The organism is Pseudomonas sp. P1_F7 (assembly GCF_056405655.1).
On the sequence record NZ_JBFUBR010000007.1, the window covers coordinates 77068 to 96391 of the forward strand.

At 59.8% G+C, this 19324-nt stretch carries 15 protein-coding genes and 1 pseudogene; 10 read left to right on the forward strand and 6 right to left on the reverse strand.

Annotated elements, in window-relative coordinates:
- Position 1 precedes the first annotated feature (1 nt).
- Positions 2-1102: a polyamine ABC transporter substrate-binding protein gene (locus tag AC1D1M_RS12550; RefSeq protein WP_477775860.1), complete on the forward strand. Its 1101-nt coding sequence runs from the start codon at positions 2-4 to the stop codon at positions 1100-1102.
- 109 nt (positions 1103-1211) lie between these two features.
- Here the strand turns inward: AC1D1M_RS12550 and pdxR are convergent, their stop codons facing one another.
- On the reverse strand, positions 1212-2765 hold the full coding sequence (gene pdxR / locus AC1D1M_RS12555; RefSeq protein WP_477775861.1) for a MocR-like pyridoxine biosynthesis transcription factor PdxR: 1554 nt from the start codon (positions 2763-2765) through the stop codon (positions 1212-1214).
- A gap of 92 nt (positions 2766-2857) precedes the next feature.
- On the opposite strand from pdxR, the gene AC1D1M_RS12560 reads away from it, so the two are divergent.
- The 4 genes and pseudogenes from AC1D1M_RS12560 to AC1D1M_RS12575 all read left to right on the forward strand — a co-directional run.
- The gene (locus AC1D1M_RS12560; protein ID WP_477775862.1) at positions 2858-3481 is read left to right on the forward strand and encodes an FMN-binding negative transcriptional regulator; all 624 of its coding nucleotides are present in this window, start codon (positions 2858-2860) and stop codon (positions 3479-3481) included.
- Positions 3482-3491: 10 nt separating this feature from the next.
- Positions 3492-3938: an N-acetyltransferase family protein gene (locus tag AC1D1M_RS12565; protein WP_477775863.1), complete on the forward strand. Its 447-nt coding sequence runs from the start codon at positions 3492-3494 to the stop codon at positions 3936-3938.
- A 16-nt stretch (positions 3939-3954) separates the two neighbouring features.
- Positions 3955-4626: a GNAT family N-acetyltransferase gene (locus tag AC1D1M_RS12570; RefSeq protein ID WP_477775864.1), complete on the forward strand. Its 672-nt coding sequence runs from the start codon at positions 3955-3957 to the stop codon at positions 4624-4626.
- 307 nt (positions 4627-4933) lie between these two features.
- Positions 4934-5932: pseudogene (locus AC1D1M_RS12575) on the forward strand (autotransporter outer membrane beta-barrel domain-containing protein); the annotation flags it as partial.
- Between the two features lie 110 nt (positions 5933-6042).
- On the opposite strand, the gene oadA reads toward AC1D1M_RS12575, so the two are convergent.
- Together oadA and AC1D1M_RS12585 are read right to left on the reverse strand one after the other, a co-directional pair.
- Positions 6043-7851, reverse strand: a complete 1809-nt coding sequence (gene oadA, locus AC1D1M_RS12580) for a sodium-extruding oxaloacetate decarboxylase subunit alpha (RefSeq protein ID WP_477775865.1) — start codon at positions 7849-7851, stop codon at positions 6043-6045.
- A gap of 11 nt (positions 7852-7862) precedes the next feature.
- Positions 7863-9278, reverse strand: coding sequence for an acetyl-CoA carboxylase biotin carboxylase subunit (locus AC1D1M_RS12585; protein WP_477775866.1), 1416 nt, complete (start codon positions 9276-9278; stop codon positions 7863-7865).
- Positions 9279-9467: 189 nt separating this feature from the next.
- Between AC1D1M_RS12585 and AC1D1M_RS12590 the strand changes: the two genes are divergently transcribed.
- Positions 9468-10430, forward strand: coding sequence for a LysR family transcriptional regulator (locus tag AC1D1M_RS12590; protein ID WP_477775867.1), 963 nt, complete (start codon positions 9468-9470; stop codon positions 10428-10430).
- On the opposite strand, the gene AC1D1M_RS12595 is transcribed toward AC1D1M_RS12590, so the two are convergent.
- From AC1D1M_RS12595 to AC1D1M_RS12605, 3 genes are all read right to left on the reverse strand, one after another.
- Complete coding sequence (locus tag AC1D1M_RS12595) at positions 10372-10581, reverse strand: PA3496 family putative envelope integrity protein (RefSeq protein WP_046038865.1); 210 nt, start codon at positions 10579-10581, stop codon at positions 10372-10374. The two genes, AC1D1M_RS12590 and AC1D1M_RS12595, sit on opposite strands and share 59 nt — an antisense overlap.
- Positions 10582-10757: 176 nt before the next feature.
- Positions 10758-11624: a transcriptional regulator HexR gene (gene hexR, locus AC1D1M_RS12600; RefSeq protein ID WP_007954250.1), complete on the reverse strand. Its 867-nt coding sequence runs from the start codon at positions 11622-11624 to the stop codon at positions 10758-10760.
- Between the two features lie 193 nt (positions 11625-11817).
- Positions 11818-14688, reverse strand: coding sequence for an EAL domain-containing protein (locus AC1D1M_RS12605; protein WP_477775868.1), 2871 nt, complete (start codon positions 14686-14688; stop codon positions 11818-11820).
- A gap of 257 nt (positions 14689-14945) precedes the next feature.
- On the opposite strand from AC1D1M_RS12605, the gene uvrD reads away from it, so the two are divergent.
- From uvrD to AC1D1M_RS12625, 4 genes are all read left to right on the forward strand, one after another.
- Positions 14946-17129 (forward strand): DNA helicase II, encoded by a 2184-nt coding sequence (gene uvrD / locus AC1D1M_RS12610; RefSeq protein WP_477775869.1) that lies wholly within the window; start codon positions 14946-14948, stop codon positions 17127-17129.
- A gap of 135 nt (positions 17130-17264) precedes the next feature.
- Positions 17265-17705, forward strand: a complete 441-nt coding sequence (locus tag AC1D1M_RS12615) for an EamA family transporter (RefSeq protein ID WP_477775870.1) — start codon at positions 17265-17267, stop codon at positions 17703-17705.
- Positions 17706-17884: 179 nt separating this feature from the next.
- Positions 17885-18763 carry a Tim44 domain-containing protein gene (locus AC1D1M_RS12620; RefSeq protein WP_056726809.1) on the forward strand — a complete coding sequence of 293 codons (879 nt, stop codon included), beginning with the start codon at positions 17885-17887 and terminating at the stop codon, positions 18761-18763.
- 138 nt (positions 18764-18901) lie between these two features.
- Complete coding sequence (locus AC1D1M_RS12625; protein ID WP_077430996.1) at positions 18902-19309, forward strand: SMI1/KNR4 family protein; 408 nt, start codon at positions 18902-18904, stop codon at positions 19307-19309.
- The last annotated feature ends 15 nt before the right edge of the window (positions 19310-19324 follow it).

The following is a 19324-nucleotide window of genomic DNA, read 5'->3' on the forward strand; positions in this document are numbered from 1 at the left end:
AATGAAAAGTCTTAAGCGCTTTATTGTGCCAGCCCTGTGTGCCACGGTACTCAGCGGCGCAGCACACGCTGAAGAACGCACGTTGCGCGTCTACAACTGGTTCGACTACATCACGCCCAAGGCCCTGGAAGACTTCAAGGCGCAGAACACCCAGACCAAACTGGTCTACGACATCTTCGACACCAACGAAGCACTGGAAGCCAAGCTGTTGACCGGCAACTCCGGCTACGACGTGGTGGTGCCGTCCAACGTATTCCTCGCCAAGCAAATCGAAGCCGGCGTGTTCCAGCCGCTGGACCGCAGCAAGCTGCCGAACTGGAATCACCTCGATCCCAAGCTGATGAAGCTGATCGAGGCCAACGACCCGGGCAACAAGTTCGCCGTGCCGTACATGTACGGGACCATCCTGATCGGCTTCAACCCGGACAAGGTCAAGGCCGTGCTCGGCGACAACGCGCCGGTGGACAGCTGGGACCTGATCTTCAAGGAAGAGAACATCAGCAAGCTCAAGCAGTGCGGCGTCGCCTTGCTCGATTCGCCGTCGGAGATTTTGCCGCTGGCCCTGCAACACCTCGGCCTGGACCCCAACAGCAAAAAGCCTGCGGACTACGACAAGGCTGAAGCACTGCTGATGAAGATCCGCCCGTACATCACCTACTTCCACTCGTCCAAGTACATGGCCGATATCGCCAACGGTGACATCTGCGTCGCGGTCGGATATTCCGGCAGCTTCTCGCAAGCCGCCAACCGCGCCAAGGAAGCCAAGAACGGTGTGGTCGTCGACATGCGTTTGCCGAAGGAAGGCGCGCCGATCTGGTTCGACATGCTCGCGATACCCAAGGGCGCGAAGAATCCGGAAGACGCCTACACCTTCATCAACTACCTGCTGCAACCCCAGGTGATTGCGCCGGTCAGTGACTTCGTCGGCTACCCGAACCCGAACAAGGACGCCACGGAAATGGTCGACCCGGCGATCCGCAACAACCCAAACCTGTACCCGACCGACACGGCGATGAGCACGCTCTATACCCTGCAACCGTTGCCCCGCGATGCCGAACGTGCGCGGACCCGGGCCTGGACCAAGATCAAGTCCGGGACCTGAATCCCCCCACGATCCAGCTGTCATCAGGACCTGCGCTTGCGCAGGTCTTTTTTTGCCCGCGAAATTTACTTACCGCACCCTCGCGATTGGACTGAACAGCCCGCCCCTTTCAGCGCACCTTCCACACCCTGCGCAATCGCTCCAAAGCCGATTCAATCGCCTTTTCGGGCACGGCGGCAAAACCCAGTACCAGTCCCGCGCGCTGATCCATCGGCGTCGCGGAATCAGGCAACCAGTAACTGCTCAAGCCGTTGATCTCGACATCGACGCTTTGTGCCAACTCGATCAGTTCGCGTTCACGCGCCACGCTGTCGACCGGCACGGTCATGTGCAACCCGGCGGCGACCGTGGGTAACGGGCCGACACCGGAAATCTCCGCCGGCCAGCCACTGAGCAGCGCATTACGCCGGCTCAGTGCCGCACGCCGCATGCGGCGGATATGCCGCTGGAAATGTCCGGCTGCCATGAACTCGGCCATTACGGCCTGGGTACTGACCTCGGAATGCCGTACATCCACCGCCCGACGCTGGGCAAACGCCTGCACCAGACCCATCGGCAATACCAGATAACCCAGGCGCAGCGCCGGAAAAGCAACCTTGCCGAAGGTTCCGACGTAGAGTACCCGGCCTTGTCGATCCAGGGCCGCCAAAGGTGCCAGTGGCGCACCGCTGTAGCGGTACTCGCCGTCGTAGTCATCCTCGACGATCCAGCCCTGCGTGCGTTCGGCCCAGGCCAGCAACTCCAGACGGCGAGCCAGGCTCATCACCACCCCGGTGGGGTACTGATGGGACGGGGTGACGTAGGTCAGACGGCAATCGCTCAGCTGTGCCAGTTCACCGCAATCGATACCCTCACTATCCACCGCCACCCCATGCAGCCGGGCACCTGCCACGGCGAACGCATGACCAGCCGCCCGATACCCCGGATTTTCAATCGCCACCCCGTCACCGGGTTCCACCAGCAGCTGTGCACAAAGGCTGATCCCCTGCTGCGCGCCACTGGTGATCACAATTTGCTCAGCCGTGCACTGCATGCCACGGGAACTGCGCAAGTAGGCGGCGATCATCCCGCGCAAGCGTGCATCGCCGGCCGGGTCGCCGTAGCACAGTTGCTGCAAATCCGGTTTACGCCAGAAAGCCGCATTCAGCTTGGCCCAGACCTCGAATGGAAACAGATCGAACGCCGGAACACCGACCCGAAATGCCCGGGGCGGACCGCTCGGCGGGCTGGGTAAATGGTTGTTTTTGACCCGTGCCAACGGATCGTTGTGGATAACTTTGCTGGATGGATCCACAGGTAAATCCAGCCAATTTGTGGATAAGGCTGTGGGTAAGCCTGTTGAAAAGCCTGTGGATACTTTTGTGGATAGTTTTTTTGCCGGCAACGCTGCTTGAGGCAGTTGCGCGACATAAGTGCCATCTCCGACTCGTCCCTCGATGAAGCCTTCGGCGTACAGCTGATCGTAGGCACGCACCACACTGTTACGGGAAATTGCCAGCGCCGCGGCCAGATCACGACTGGCCGGCAAACGCGTACCGCTGGCCAATCGTCCATCGAGGACGCGAAGTCGCAGGGCCTGATAGAGCTGGCGACTCAGCCCCTGGCGACGATCAAGTTCGATACCGGCCGGGTTGAACGACAGGGAAAGCGGCGCATCCGTCATGACAATGGACCCATGAAATTGGTCGTTAATGGCTCTTACAACAGACCAATAGCCTGCCTAGGATGAAGGCATTCGCCAAGGAAAATATCTCCATGTACACGCCGCGCGCTTTTGCCATCGACGAGTTGTCCCAACTACATGAACTGATCCTCGCCACCCGTCTCGCCATATTGGTGACCAATGGTGAAAACGGCCTGCAAGCCAGCCATGTACCGGTGCTGCTGCATTGCGAACAAGGCTCGAACGGCACGTTGTACGGGCATCTGGCCAAAGCCAATCCACAGTGGAAAGACCTGCGCGACGGCGCCGAAGCACTGCTGATTTTTGCCGGTGCCGACGCCTACGTCAGCCCTGGCTTCTACCCGAGCAAGGCCGAACACGGCAAAGTCGTGCCAACCTGGAACTACGTCGCCGTACACGCCTATGGCCGAGCCGAAACCTTTAGCGATGGCGGGCGGCTGCTCGACATCGTCAGCACCCTCACCGACCGTCATGAAGCTGGCCGCACCCAACCGTGGTCAGTGGCCGATGCCCCCGCCGATTACATCGACGGCATGCTCAAGGCCATCGTCGGTTTCGCCATTCCCATCGACCGTCTGGAAGGCAAGCGCAAGCTCAGCCAGAACCGCAGCCCCGCCGACATCGCCGGCGTACGCGAAGGCCTGGCCGCCAGCCCCGACGTCAACGACCAGACCCTCGCCCAATTGATGCGCTAAGGAAATCACCATGAGTCAAATCGACATTCGCCAAGTCACCGCCGGTGATCACGCGGCCTGGCTGCCGCTGTGGCAAGCCTACCTGCGCTTCTATAAAACCGAATTGCCGGAGGCCGTCACCCAAAGCACTTGGCAGCGCATACTCGATCCGAACGAGCCAACCCACGCCGCCCTCGCCTGGGCCGACGGTAAAGCGGTGGGCATGGTGCATTTCATCTACCATCGTTCGAACTGGGCCATCGAAAACTCCTGCTACCTGCAAGACTTGCTGGTGGTTCCGGAAACCAGAGGCACCGGCGTCGGCCGCCAGTTGATCGAGTTCGTCTACACCACGGCCAAGGCCGACGGCTGCAACAAAGTCCACTGGCTGACCCACGAAACCAACGCCACCGCGATCCAGCTCTACGAGCGCATCGCCGAACGCCCGGGTTTCATCCAGTTTCGCAAAGCCATCTAGGTTCAAGGAGAACAGCATGTCGATTTCACTCGCCGACTGGAAAGGCGTCCCGGCCCCCACGACTCAACTGATCGAAGGGCGTTACATACGCCTGGAAAAACTCGACCCGGCGCGCCACGGCGACGACCTGTTCAACGCCCTGCAAGGCCCGGGTGCCGACCCGAAGCTGTGGGACTACCTGCCTTACGGCCCCTTCCCGGAGCGCAGCGTCTTCAACGACTGGCTGAACAACCACGCGGCCAGCAGCGATCCGTATTTCTTTAGCGTGATCGACCGCGCCAGTGGCGAGGTCCAGGGCATTCTCAGCCTGATGTCCATCGTCCCGGCCCAGGGCCGCATCGAAATCGGCCACGTCACCTTCGGCGCCCCGATGCAGCGCTCGCCGAAAAGCACCGAGGCGGTTTACCTGCTGGCCAAGGAATCCTTTGCCCTGGGTTACCGTCGCCTGGAATGGAAATGCAACAACACCAACGCCCGCTCCAAATACGCGGCCGAGCGCCTGGGCTTCAGCTTTGAGGGTGTGTTCCGTCAGCACATGGTGGTCAAAGGGCAAAATCGGGACACCGCGTGGTACTCGATTCTGGACTCGGAATGGCCGGCGATTGGCGCCGGATTCGAGACGTGGCTGAGCGATGAGAACCAGACGGCTTCGGGGCAGGTTAAAGGGTTAGTGGAGTGTCGCGCGTAAAGCGCTTCCAGGCATTGCGATAGCCGGCCATGTCCCGATTTCCTGTAAGAAAAAACGTAAGTTCGAAGGGGCAAAAACTGTCTCCTTCGAACAGCCAGCCATTGACTACATGACAATCTGACACTCCCCGCACCACCGCCGGAACCGCCTGACATCGGTGTTGATAGCCTTCCTTTTAGAGTTTGGTCTTCTGACAAAGAGGCCAAACCCGATGCCTGTTCACCACAAATACCGACCACAACAACTCGCCTTGGCGATTGCACTTGTCTTGGGTTGCGCTGACGTTGCATCAGCCCAACAACCGGAGCCACCCAGTCCAGCGAACGCAGCTGTCGCAGCCTTCGGAGCCGACAAAGGCAACGCGTCTGACACTATCGAGCAGCTGCCCACAGGCACTACCGCCAACCTGGCCAAAGCGACGTTGAACAGTGACAGCTCCGTGACCGCCACGATGCTCTCGGCGATGCGTCAGTCAGCGGCCAACAAAAACGATAGCCGGGTCTGGCTACAGGCATTGGGGTATGGCGGCACGCTAGATCGTGAATTCGACGCCATGAAATACGCGACCCAAGGTCTGGTTCTGGGAGCGGATTGGGCATTTGATGAAGAATGGCGCATCGGCGTGATGGGCGGTCAATCACAGACTCACCTGGACAGCCGCGAACTCGATGGCGACCTCGATAGTTGGCATTTGGGGGCTTATGCCCTGCGCCAGAGCGGCCCAATGTCTTTGCGACTTGGCGCCAGCTACAGCAATCACGACGGCACCACTCAACGCCTGGTGGCCTTCAATGGTTTCAGTGACCACCCCAAAGGCAAGTACGACGCCAGCACCCAGCAGGTGTTTGCTGAAGTCGGGTACAACCTCGGCCGCGCCAACATCAATATCGAGCCATTCGCAGGCCTTGGCTACCAACGTTATCAGCGTAGCGGCTACACGGAACAAGGAGGTAGCGCAGCGCTGAAAGTCCATGACCAATTCCAGAACAACCTCAGCAGCACTCTCGGCCTGCACCTGGCGAAACTCAACACGCTGGATAACGGCATGCAACTGACACCACGTTTCAGCGCCAGCTGGAAACACCTCTACGGCGAGGTCTCTACCGAAACCCGCCAGCGACTGATCACCGGTGGTCGAAACGACACCGTCACCGGTGCGCCGCTGGATCGTGACAGCCTGAGTCTGGACGCCGCGCTGGAACTGTCACTGTCGCCTCGGCATACCTTGGGTGTCGGCTATAACAGCGAAGTCGGTAGCGACAGCCGCAGCCACGGCGTGACGGGTCAATGGCGGATGGCGTTCTGATCAGACACTGACCCACAAGGTATGCCGTGTTTTCCAGAACGGATTTGCGGGCAAAAAAAGGGGAGCACATGCCCCCCCGAGGTATAAAGCGTTGTATCGCGGCTGCTAACTCAGCCTTCGATCTCGATCAGGATCTCGCCCGGGTTCACCCGGTCGCCCTTGGCCACGTGAATGGCGGTAACTTTACCGGCGATGGCTGCCTGGACTTCGGTTTCCATCTTCATCGCTTCGGTGATCAACACAGCCTGGCCGGCCTTGACGGTGTCGCCCTCCTTGACCAGCACGTCGACGATGTTGCCCGGCATGGTGGTGCTGACGTGACCCGGCGCAGTGGCTTGCTTGCGCTTGCTGCTGCCGCCRCCGACGAACTCGTTGAGCGGCTCGAACACCACTTCTTCCGGCATGCCGTCGATGGACAGGTAGAAGTGACGCTTGCCTTCGGCCTTGACGCCGACGCCGGTGATGTCGACGCGGTAGGTTTCGCCGTGAACGTCGATGACGAACTCGGTCGGCACGCCTTCACCACCAGCCGAGACGACGCCGCCGGCTTCAGGAATCGGCAGCAACACTTCAGGTGTCAGAGTCCCAGCGGCACGTTCTTCGAGGAACTTGCGACCGATGTCCGGGAACATGGCGAAGGTCAGCACGTCTTCTTCAGACTTGGCCAGTGCACCGATATCGGCGCGCAGCTTGGCCATTTCCGGCTTGAGCAGGTCAGCCGGGCGAACGTCGATCACTTCTTCGCTGCCGATGGCCTGGCGACGCAGTTGTTCGTTCACGGTGCCCGGCGCCTTGCCGTAGCCGCCTTGCAGGTACAGCTTCACTTCGTTGGTGATGGTCTTGTAGCGCTCGCCGGCCAGCACGTTGAAGAACGCCTGGGTGCCGACGATCTGCGAAGTCGGGGTCACCAGCGGCGGGAAGCCGAGGTCTTCGCGAACGCGCGGAATTTCGGCCAGCACTTCGCTCATGCGGTTCAGTGCGCCCTGCTCTTTCAACTGGTTGGCCAGGTTGGAAATCATCCCGCCCGGTACCTGGTTGACTTGAACACGGGTGTCAACGGCGGTGAATTCGCTTTCGAACTGGTGGTACTTCTTGCGCACGGCGTAGAAGTACAGACCGATCTCTTGCAGCAGCTCCAGGTTCAGGCCGGTGTCGAACTCGCTGCCTTTAAGGGCGGCAACCATCGACTCGGTGCCCGGGTGGCTGGTGCCCCAGGCGAAGCTGGAGATCGCGGTGTCGATGTGGTCGGCGCCGTTTTCGATCGCCTTCATCTGGCACATTGCAGCCAGACCAGCGGTGTCGTGGGAGTGGATGAACACTGGCAGCGACTGCTCGGCTTTCAATGCCTTGACCAGTTCGCCGGTGGCATACGGGGTCAACAGACCGGCCATGTCCTTGATCGCCACCGAGTCGCAACCCATGGCTTCCATTTGCTTGGCCTGGTTCACGAAGGCCTCGATGGTGTGCACCGGGCTGGTGGTGTAGGCGATGGTGCCCTGGGCGTGCTTGCCGGCGGCTTTCACCGCTTCGATGGCGACGCGCAGGTTACGCACGTCGTTCATGGCGTCGAAGATACGGAACACGTCGATGCCGTTGACCGCGGCCTTGGCGACAAAGGCTTTGACCACGTCGTCGCTGTAGTGGCGGTAGCCCAGCAGGTTCTGGCCGCGCAACAGCATTTGCAGGCGGGTGTTAGGCAGCGCGGCGCGCAACTGGCGCAGACGCTCCCACGGATCTTCTTTCAGGAAACGTACGCAGGCGTCGAACGTCGCGCCGCCCCAGCACTCCAGCGACCAGTAGCCGACTTTGTCGAGCTTGTCGCAGATCGGCAGCATGTCTTCGGTGCGCATGCGGGTCGCGAGCAGCGATTGGTGGGCGTCGCGCAGGATCGTGTCGGTAACGTGGATTTGCTTGCTCATTGTTCTATTCCTCACAGGCCTGCGTGGGCGGCGATGGCGGCGGCGATGGCCAGGGCCAGCTCTTCGGGTTTGCGCTTGATCGAGTAGTTGGTCAGTTCAGGATGGCTTTCAACGAAGCTGGTGTTGAACTGGCCGCTACGGAATTCCGGATTGCGCAGGATTTCCTGGTAGTACGCGGCGGTGGTCTTGACCCCTTGCAGACGCATGTCGTCCAGGGCGCGCAAGCCACGGTCCATCGCCTCTTCCCAAGTCAGCGCCCACACCACCAGTTTCAGGCACATGGAGTCGTAGTACGGCGGGATGGTGTAACCGGTGTAGATCGCCGTGTCGGTACGTACGCCGGGGCCGCCGGGTGCGTAGTAACGGGTGATCTTGCCGAAGCTCGGCAGGAAGTTGTTTTTCGGGTCTTCGGCGTTGATCCGGAACTGCAACGCGAAACCGCGGTGCTGGATGTCTTCCTGTTTCACCGAAAGCGGCAGGCCTGACGCGATGCGGATCTGCTCGCGGACAATGTCGATGCCGGTGATTTCTTCGGTGATGGTGTGTTCCACCTGCACCCGGGTGTTCATTTCCATGAAGTACACCTCGCCCTCGGCGAGCAGGAACTCCACGGTACCAGCGTTCTCGTATCCCACGGCCTTGGCTGCGCGCACCGACAGGTCGCCGATATAGGCGCGCTGTTCCGGGGTCAGCTGTGGGCTCGGGGCGATCTCGATCAGCTTCTGGTTGCGGCGCTGGATCGAGCAGTCACGCTCGAACAGGTGCACCACGTTGCCGAAGCTGTCGCCAAGAATCTGCGCTTCGATGTGTTTCGGATTGACGATGCACTTTTCCAGGAACACTTCCGCGGAACCGAACGCCTTGGTGGCTTCGGAAATGACCCGTGGGAAAGCCTGTTCGAGTTCTTCACGGCTGTTGCAGCGACGAATGCCGCGGCCGCCACCACCGGAAGTGGCCTTGAGCATCACCGGGTAACCGATGCGATCGCCTTCGGTCAGGGCCTCTTCGATGCCCGCCACGTTGCCTTCGGTGCCCGGGGTAACCGGTACGCCAGCCTTGATCATGCTGCGGCGGGCTTCGGTCTTGTCGCCCATGCGGCGAATCACTTCAGCCGACGGGCCAATGAATTTGATCCCGCGTTCGGCGCAGATCTCCGCCAGTTCGGCGTTTTCCGAAAGGAATCCGTAGCCTGGGTGCAACGCATCGCAGCCGGTTTCCACAGCCAGGTTCACCAGCTTGCGCGGGTTAAGGTAACCGGCCAATGGCTCGGCACCAATGCTGTGGGCCTCGTCCGCACGCTTCACATGCAAGGCATGGCGGTCGGCGTCGGAATAGATCGCGACCGAGCGAATCCCCATTTCGGCGCAGGCACGTACGATTCGTACGGCAATCTCACCACGGTTGGCGATCAGGATCTTTGTTATCACTTGGAGGTTCCCTTGAGCCGGTGTACCCACGACCTGCTAGACCAGGTCGGCGAGTGACCAAATGTTTCAATTTGGTCGCAGGTCCACACTAGCGCCCACAAGGGATTAACAAAAATGAATAAAAATTGGGTCGCGCATAAGTAAAGACTTATAGTTGATTCATCAGCCAGCGACGAGAGCGACCAGATAATGCGTAAGTCATTGATGCGTATGACTTTGCGGCAATTGCAGATCTTCAATGAGGTCTGTGATTTGCGCTCCTACAGCCGCGCGGCCGAGGAAATGTCTCTCACACAACCTGCCGTCAGCCTACAGATTCGTCAACTTGAAGAGCTGATTGGCCAGCCCTTGTTCGATTACGTCGGCAAAAAACTCTACATGACCGAAGCGGCTGAAGCGTTACAGCGGGCCAGTCGGGATATTTTCGGGCGCCTGGAAAACCTCGACATGCAGCTGTCGGACATGCAGGGCTCGTTGCAGGGGCAACTGAAACTGGCGATTGAATCCAGCGCCAAATACTTCGTGCCGCATCTGTTTGCCGCGTTCAAACGCCAGCACCCGGAAGTGAACCTGCAACTGACGGTGGTCAATCGCGGCCAGGTCATTCGGCGCCTGTCGGACAACCGCGACGACCTGGTGATCATGTCCATRGTGCCTCAGGACATGGGCCTGGAATTCCTGCCGTTCCTGAACAACCCGATCGTCGCCGTGGCGCCACCGGATCACCCGCTGTGTCATATGGGGCCGCTGCGCTTGCAGGATCTGGAGCCCTACACACTGCTGCTACGCGAACCCGGCTCCGGGACACGGCTTGCGTGCGAAGAATACTTCAAAGAGAAGCGCGTGCACTTCAACCAGACTCAGGAAGTCTCGTCTGCCGAAGCTCAGCGTGAATGTGTGCTGGCAGGCCTGGGCGTTGCGCTGTTGACGCGCCACGCCCTGAGCCTCGAGCTGGCAACCGGTGGGCTGATCGAGCTACCGGTCGAAGAGCTGCCACTGTTTCGCAGTTGGTGCCTGGTGCAGGCCAAGGCGAAACGCCTGTCACCGGTGGCTCACGCCTTCCTGGCGTTTATCCGCAGCGAACGGATTCAGATCAGCGCGCTGGTTGAGCGTTTCGACGGGACGCCGAGGGAGATGCCTGCCAGAAATTGAGTTCCAATTCCGGGAAATCGCCTATTTCGGCCAGAAGCTGACGGCGTTCGCAGCGATCTTCAATGGCGCGACGGAATTCCATGCGGCGCTGATCTTCTTGCTGACGACGGGTTTTGACAGCGCTGTTGCGTTCTTCGTAGGGCATGGCCATTTCGAGTCTCCCAAGGCGAGTACGGGAGTTTCAAGATAGGCGCGAGGGATGACGGTTTGGCGGCTTGGACGTTACAGGGAGATGAACATTCAGAAGCAAAGATCGCAGCCTTCGGCAGCTCCTACGCAGGAACGCGAACACCTGTAGGAGCTGCCGAAGGCTGCGATCCTTTGATCTTAGTCGTCCAGCGCTTTCACCGACTTGGGCGACAGCCGCAAGCTGCGCAGGCTGCGCTTGACGCTCTTGAGGTGGTTGACCAGGCTCGGGCCACGCGCCATGGCCACGCCCATCGCCAGCACGTCGATCACCACCAGGTGGGCGATGCGCGAAGTCAGCGGCGTATAGATTTCAGTGTCTTCATGCACATCGATCGCCAGATTGACCGTAGACAGCTCGGCCAATGGCGTCTGGCTCGGACACAAAGTGATCAACGAAGCGCCGCTTTCACGCACCAGGTTGGCGGTGATCAGCAGGTCCTTGGAGCGCCCGGACTGGGAAATGCAGATCGCCACGTCAGTCGGCTTGAGCGTCACGGCTGACATCGCCTGCATGTGCGGGTCGGAATACGCCGCAGCGGTGAGCAGCAAGCGGAAGAATTTGTGCTGGGCGTCCGCCGCGACCGCACCCGAAGCGCCGAAGCCGTAGAACTCGACACGCTGGGCCTGGGACATGAGCGTCACCGCCCGCTGCAGTTCCAGCGGATCGAGTTTCTCGCGAACCTCCATCAGCGTATGCAGGGTGGTGTCGAAGATTTTCAGGCTGTAGTCAGCGACCGAATCGTCTTCGTGGATCGCAAACTGGCCAAAACTCGCACCTGCCGCCAGGCTCTGGGCCAGCTTCAGCTTCAGGTCCTGAAAACCGGAACAACCGATGGCACGGCAAAAACGCACGATGGTCGGTTCACTGATGCCCACGCTGTGGGCCAGGTCGGCCATGGAGCTGTGCATCACGGCCGCAGGATCAAGCAGCACGTGGTCGGCGACCTTGAGCTCCGACTTGCGTAACAGGTGGCGAGACTGGGCGATGTGTTGCAGCAGATTCAAAGGGCTGGACTCTTTGTTATTGGCAGGTGCCGGGGATGTAGCACGCTTGTAGTTATACTACATGAATTGGCTTTTTGCCTGCTCAATGCGTTACCGAATCCCTCGATTTCAGGTGCCCGCGCTTCATGTAGCACTGTTGCCCCGGTCGTAAGGCTTTACCTCGCCCCACAAAACCCTGCGGGAATCAGCCCATTCAATTCGAACATTGCTCTCGCAACAGGATCGCCAGCGCCTGTGACTCGACGGGCCGGCTGATCAGGTAGCCCTGCACCTCATCGCAGCGCTCGGCTTTCAAGAACTCAAGCTGTTCTCGCCGCTCCACCCCTTCTGCCACGACCTTCAGCGACAAGCCATGGGCCATGGCAATGATCGCCCGGGTGATCGCCGCATCCTCGGTACCCTCCCCCAAGCCACGAATAAACGCCTGATCGATCTTTACGTAATCCACAGGAATGCGCTTGAGGTAACTCAGGGATGAATAACCGGTGCCGAAATCATCGATCGCCAGCTTCACCCCGAGGTCACGCAACTGCTGGAAGGTCGCGATGATGTGTTCGACGCTGTCCAGCAGCTGGCTTTCGGTCAACTCCAGCTCCAGGAAGTGCGGCGCCAGCCCGGTTTCTTCCAGCACTTGGCGCACCAGACTGACCAGCTTGCCCTGGCGCAATTGATGCACCGACAGATTCACCGACACCCGAATCGCTTCGAGCCCCTGCCGCTGCCACTCACAGGCTTGCCAGCAGGCCTGACGCAGCACGAACTCACCGATCGGGCCGATCAATCCGGTTTCTTCAGCCAGGCCGATGAAATCCCCCGGCGGCACGCGCCCCATGGTCGGATGATCCCAACGCACCAAGGCTTCGGCGGCATTCAACTTACCAGTGGCAAGGCACAGTTTCGGTTGGTAAAACACCTTCAGTTGCTTGTCTTCGATGGCTTTGCGCAAGTGGTTTTCCAGCTGCAAACGCTCCAGCGTGCTGGCTTGCAAACTGTCGGTATAAAACTGGAAATTATTACCACCCAGGTGTTTGGCGTGTTGCATGGCCATGTTCGATTGACTGACCAACGCGGAAATTTCCCGCGCGCTGTCCGGCAACAAGCTGATGCCCATCGACACGCTGACCACCAGTTCATGCCCCTCAATGGTCACCGGCAAACGCAACTTGTTCGCCAGACGAGTCGCCACCCGGGCCAGGCTCGAAAGGTTGCCGTAGGAGTTGAACAGCACGGCAAACTCATCACCGGACAGGCGCGCGATGGTGTCTGCTTCAGGCAATGCATTTACCAGCCGCCGGGCCATTTTCTGCAACAACTGGTCGGCGACTTCATGCCCCAGGCTGTCGTTGAGTTGCTTGAACCGATCAAGATTGATATGCAGCAACGCCAGGCTGCGATAACCGCCCTGTCGCACTCGTTGATGAGCCTCGCTGAGTCGTTCGCGGAACATTGAGCGGTTGGCCAGACCGGTAAGTTCGTCGTAATGGGTCAGATAGCGCATTCGCTCTTCGGATTCTCGGCGGGCTGAGAGATCAGCGAAGAAGCCCACAATATGGCTGACATTTCCCCGGGTATCGCGCACAGCATTCAGTTGCAGCCATTGCGGATACATCTCGCCGTTCTTGCGGGTTTCCACCAATTCGCCCTGCCAGCTGCCCTGCTGTTCCAGCGCCTGATGAATTGCCGCGTAATGCCGACGCGCATCGCGACTGCATGGCAGCTCAATGACATTGCGTCCGATCATGTCCTCGATGTCATAGCCGGTCACCCGACTGAAGGCTTGATTGATCGCGATCAGGGCATAGTTCGGATCGAAAATCACGATCCCCTCGCTGGCCGCCTCGAACACGGTCGCCGCCAGTTGCTGCTGCTCTTCCAGGCCTTTGCTGACGCTGATGTCGCGGCGAGTGCCGACCATGCGAATCACCCGGCCGTTTTCGGCACGCTCGACCGCACGCCCGCGGTCCTCGATCCAGACCCAGTGGCCGTCGCCATGCCGCACGCGATACTCGATTTGATAGTCCTCGGTGCGGCCCTTCAAATGCTCGACCAGCGCCCTTTTCAGCGCAGGAAGATCCTCGGGGTGAAGGCGCGGCTTGAGGTGACGCAGTATTGCCGTGACCTGTTCCGGCTCCAGGCCGAACAATTCCTGAATCTGCGTGTGATGGACTTCGTCTGTTTGCAGATTCCAGTCCCACAACCCCAACTCGCTGGCCTTCAATGCCAGTGCCAGACGCGCCTCACTCTTGCTCAGTGCCTGGTTGGCGGCGTCCAGTTCCAGACTGCGCTGAGCGACACGGTTTTCCAGGTCGACCTGGATCTCTCGCAATTCGTCCTCGGCACGTCGGCGCTGCTCTATCTCCTTGGCCAGCTTCTGATTGAGCTGATCACTGCAGCTTTGCGCTTGCTGTAGATGTTCGATCAGTGCCTGGTTCTGAAAGCGTCGCATCAAGCCCCGATCGATCAATCGATTGACTTGCCAGGCAACCACGCTCAATGCACCGAGCAGGATCAGCCCGAACCAGCCCCAACCTTGCTGCTGTTCGTCACCCCCCCAAAACATATAGGCGATGGCCGGCAACAGGCAGGGCAAGGTGAATGACAGAAAGGCCGGCAAACTGACCGCATAAGCCACGCTGGCCGAGAGCGCTGCGGCACCGATGAGGCCGAAGACCCAGGCTTGCTGAATGAAGTTATCGGCGGGGACCAGGGCGATGCCGGCACCGGCCAGGGTCAGTCCGGTGAGGCCGGAGCCCAGCAAAAACATCCGTCGCCAAATGGGATGGGCCTGACGATTGGGAATGGCCGAATCGAAGGCTGCGACCTGAATCACCCGCAATGCCACCAAAGACAACAACCACACCAGCCAGACACTGACCAGGAAATAGCGCTGCGGACTCCAGAGCAAACCGGCGCAGACCAGGCCATTGATCAGCATGAACAACGTGGGCAGCAGCGAGCCCTGATACAAAAGGCGCGTGCGTTCGACCGCCATTTCCATGGCGTATTGTTTACGGATAACCCTGGGCTCCACAATGGGGCCCGACAGGTCGAAGCTGAGGGTCATAGGCGATGTTCTTGTTCTTATAATGATGAGCATGGGCCCGAAACTGCTCGGAGCATACACAAGCAATTGCCCGGACCAAACTGCTGCTGATCAATAAATGGCCAAATTTTTTCAGCCGCCGACACCCCTGAATACGCTACGGACACGCCCCGCCAACGCCTGCAGCCAATGACCGACCGGTCGTCCTCCGCATAACTTTCATCGGCTAAAGCAAAGCGGAGTTTGCCCGGGGTGACGCGGCCCCCTAGAATGCCCGGATGCGCGATGATCTCTCCCTTCTGCTGAACTCCCTCAACGATGCCCAACGCCAGGCCGTAGCGGCCCCCGTGGGTCGTCAGTTGGTCCTGGCCGGTGCTGGTTCCGGTAAAACCCGAGTGCTGGTGCACCGTATCGCCTGGTTGATCCAGGTCGAAAACGCCTCGCCCCACTCCATCCTGTCGGTGACCTTCACCAATAAGGCCGCTGCCGAGATGCGCCAGCGCATCGAGCAGCTGATGGGTATCAACCCGGCCGGCATGTGGGTCGGCACCTTCCACGGCCTGGCGCACCGCTTGTTGCGGGCGCACTGGCAGGAAGCCGGGTTGAGCCAGACTTTCCAGATTCTCGACAGCGACGACCAGCAACGGCTGGTCAAGCGGGTGATCCGCGAGCTCGGTCTGGATGAGCAACGCTGGCCGGCCCGTCAGGCCCAGTGGTTCATCAACGGTCAGAAAGACGAAGGTTTGCGCCCGCAACACATTCAAGCCAGCGGCGATCTGTTCCTGGCGACCATGCGCGGCATCTATGAAGCCTACGAGGCGGCGTGCCTGCGCGCGGGTGTCATCGACTTCTCCGAATTGCTGCTGCGTGCCCTCGATCTGTGGCGCGATCACCCAGGCCTGCTCGCTCACTATCAAAAGCGCTTCCGGCACATTCTGGTGGACGAGTTCCAGGACACCAACGCCGTGCAATACGCCTGGTTGCGCCTGCTGGCCAAGGGTGGCGACAGCCTGATGGTGGTCGGCGACGATGACCAGTCGATCTACGGCTGGCGCGGCGCGAAAATCGAGAACATCTACCAGTATTCCGAAGACTTCCCGGACGCCGAAACCATTCGCCTGGAGCAAAACTATCGCTCCACCGCCGGTATCCTGAAGGCAGCCAACGCCTTGATCGCCAACAACACCGGGCGCCTGGGCAAAGAGCTCTGGACAGACGGCGGCGACGGCGAAGCGATCAACCTGTACGCCGCCTTCAATGAACACGACGAAGCACGCTACGTTGTCGAAACTATCGAAAGTGCGCTGAAAACCGGCTTGTCTCGCAGCGATATCGCGATTCTGTACCGTTCCAACGCCCAATCGCGGGTTCTGGAAGAAGCCTTGCTGCGCGAGCGCATTCCCTACCGCATCTATGGCGGTCAGCGCTTCTTCGAACGCGCCGAAATCAAGAACGCCATGGCCTACATGCGCTTGCTCGAAGGCCGCGGTAACGATGCCGCGCTGGAACGGGTCATTAACGTGCCGGCCCGTGGCATCGGCGAGAAAACCGTCGAAGCGATCCGCGACCATGCGCGCCACAGCGATGTGTCAATGTGGGAAGCGATGCGCCAACTGGTGGCCAACAAAGGCCTGACCGGTCGTGCGGCCGGTGCCCTTGGCGCGTTTATCGAGCTGATCGAGAACCTCGCCGCCAAGTGCATGGAAATGCCGCTGCACCTGATGACCCAGACCGTCATCGAGCAGTCGGGGCTGATCGCCTATCACGAAGCGGAAAAAGGCGAGAAAGGCCAGGCCCGGGTAGAGAACCTTGAGGAACTGGTCAGCGCCGCGCGCAACTTCGAAAACAGTGAAGAAGACGAAGACCTGACGCCATTGGCAGCGTTCCTCGGTCACGCGTCGCTGGAGGCCGGCGATACCCAGGCCGACGAGCACGAAGACAGCATCCAACTGATGACCCTGCACAGCGCCAAAGGCCTGGAATTCCCTTACGTGTTCCTGGTGGGCATGGAAGAAGGCCTGTTCCCGCACAAGATGAGCCTGGAAGAACCCGGCCGTCTTGAGGAAGAGCGGCGTCTGGCCTACGTAGGCATCACCCGGGCCATGCAGAATCTGGTGATGACCTTTGCCGAAACCCGACGCCTTTATGGCAGCGAGACCTACAACAAGGTGTCGCGTTTCGTACGCGAAGTTCCGAAAGGCCTGATTCAGGAGGTGCGGTTGTCCAACAGCGTCAGCCGTCCGTTTGGTGGCAACCAGTCGATGAGTGGCAGCAACCTGTTCAGCGGCAGCGAGATTCCGGAAACCGGCTTCAGTCTGGGTCAGACTGTGCGCCATTCGATCTTCGGTGACGGCGTGATCCTCAACTTCGAGGGCGCCGGTGCTCAGGCCCGGGTGCAGGTGAACTTCAGCGAAGGCAGCAAGTGGCTGATGTTGGGTTACGCCAAGCTGGAAGCGATCTAGCTTTTCTGTAGGAGCGGGCTTGCTCGCGATAGCGGTAGATCAGTCGACATCATTTCTGGCTGTCAGTCCGTCATCGCGAGCAAGCTCGCTCCCACAGGTTTCAGGCCGATATCTGAATTTAAAGGTGCAAATGACATGGGCTCAGGCTTTTTTTCTTCCTGGACATTCTGGGCCCTGTTATCGGCGGCATTCGCGGCAATGACCGCCATTTTCGCGAAAGTCGGCATCGAAAACGTCAATTCCGACTTCGCCACCCTGTTACGTACGATAGTGGTATTGGTCAGCCTGGCCTTGATTTTGTACGCCACGGGCCAATATCAGTCATTGGGATCGATCTCTGCAAAGAGCTATCTGTTCCTGCTGTTGTCGGGCCTGGCCACCGGTGCATCGTGGATCTGCTATTTCCGCGCACTCAAGGTCGGTCCGGCGTCACTGGTTGCCCCAGTGGACAAACTCAGCGTGGTGCTGGTGGCTGTTCTTGGCGTTGTCCTGCTGGGTGAAAAACTCGATCTTCGCCAATGGGGTGGAATCGGTCTGATCACGACCGGGGTGGTCATGCTGGTTCTGCGACGCTAGGCGACCGTCCTACAAACCCTGTCCACTCATCTGACATATCAAAGTCAAAAGGCCTTCTTGCACTGACTGAAGCTGAACACGACCTGTCAGGCAAAAGCCCGAAACACTCTGCCGCTAGCCAGTAACACTTCAGCTGTGCAACATGGCGCGCGTGCCTTCCACAAATGGGAATTCCCTTTATGAAACGTTTTCTTAGCATCGCCATGGCGTTGTGCATCGGCCTGACGATGAGTCTCGACGTCAATGCCGCCAAGCGCTTCGGTGGTGGCAAAAGCGCCGGCGCTGCGCCGACGCACCAGACCAGCCAGATGGCTCCTTCTTCTCCAGGCATGGGCGGCGCCGCGGCGACCGCTGGTGCTGCCGGTGCCGCTGGCGCCGCGGCCAAGGCCGGTGGCGCTTCGCGCTGGCTCGGCCCTCTGGCCGGTATCGCGGCCGGTGGCCTGCTGGCCTCCATGTTCATGGGTGACGGCTTCCAGGGCATGCAGATCTTCGACATCCTGATCATGGCGGTCATCGCGTTCCTGGTCTTCCGTTTCATCGCCGCCCGTCGTCGCAAGCAGCAGGAGCAATACGCTCCGGCCGGCCACGCGCCGATGCAACGTGAGGCGTTCGAACAAAAGCCTGCCGGCGGTTCGATCTTCGGTGGCTCGGCAGCGCCTGTTGCCGCTCGCCCGGTGATCAACGCGCCAGCCTGGTTCAACGAAACAAACTTCGTCGAAGCGGCGCGCAATCACTTCCAGTCCCTGCAACAGCACTGGGACGCCAACGAAATGGACAAGATCGCCGAGTTCGTGACCCCGCAAATGCTGGAGTTCCTCAAGCGTGAGCGTGCTGACCTGGGCGACGGTTTCCAGTCCACCTACATCGATAACCTCAATGTACAGCTGGATGGTGTGGACGATCGCGCCGACAAGACCATCGCCACCCTGACCTTCACTGGCGTGTCGAAAACCTCGCGTTTCGACCAGGGCGAGGTCTTCAGCGAAAGCTGGAACATGGAACGCGCACAGGGCGAAAACCAGCCTTGGCTGGTGGCCGGTATCCGCCAGAACGGCTGATCCCGCGTAGAACTTCACCTGCTGTAAACAAAACCCCGGCTCAGGCCGGGGTTTTCTATTTCGCGGTTGCATCTATAGCAAGCTACTGTATAAACCGCCCCATATAAACCGCGCCATACAAGCAAGAGGATCCCGGACGTGGAAGAAATCATCGAACAACTGCGTGAAGCCAACGAACCGGTACCGGTCCCCTTGGAATTGCCCGACGAAGACCTGCTGGTCGAAATCGAAGAACAACTGTTCATCGACATTCCGTTCGTCTTCAGAGAGTTTCTGCTGACCGTCAGCGACGTGGTCTACGGCAGCCTGGAACCGGTCACCGTGACCGACCCGCAATCCCACACCTACCTGCCCGACGTTGCCGCCAACGCCTGGGACGCCGGCGTCGATCGCAGCATGATCCCGATCTGCCAGGACGGTGACGACTACTATCTGGTCGAAGAGGACGGCACCGTGGTGCTTTGGCAGGCCGAAGAAGAGCTGATCGCCGAAGAGACCTGGGAATCGGTGTGGCACTGGGCACGGGACGTCTGGCTGGAAAGCTGATCCAGTCAACGCCGC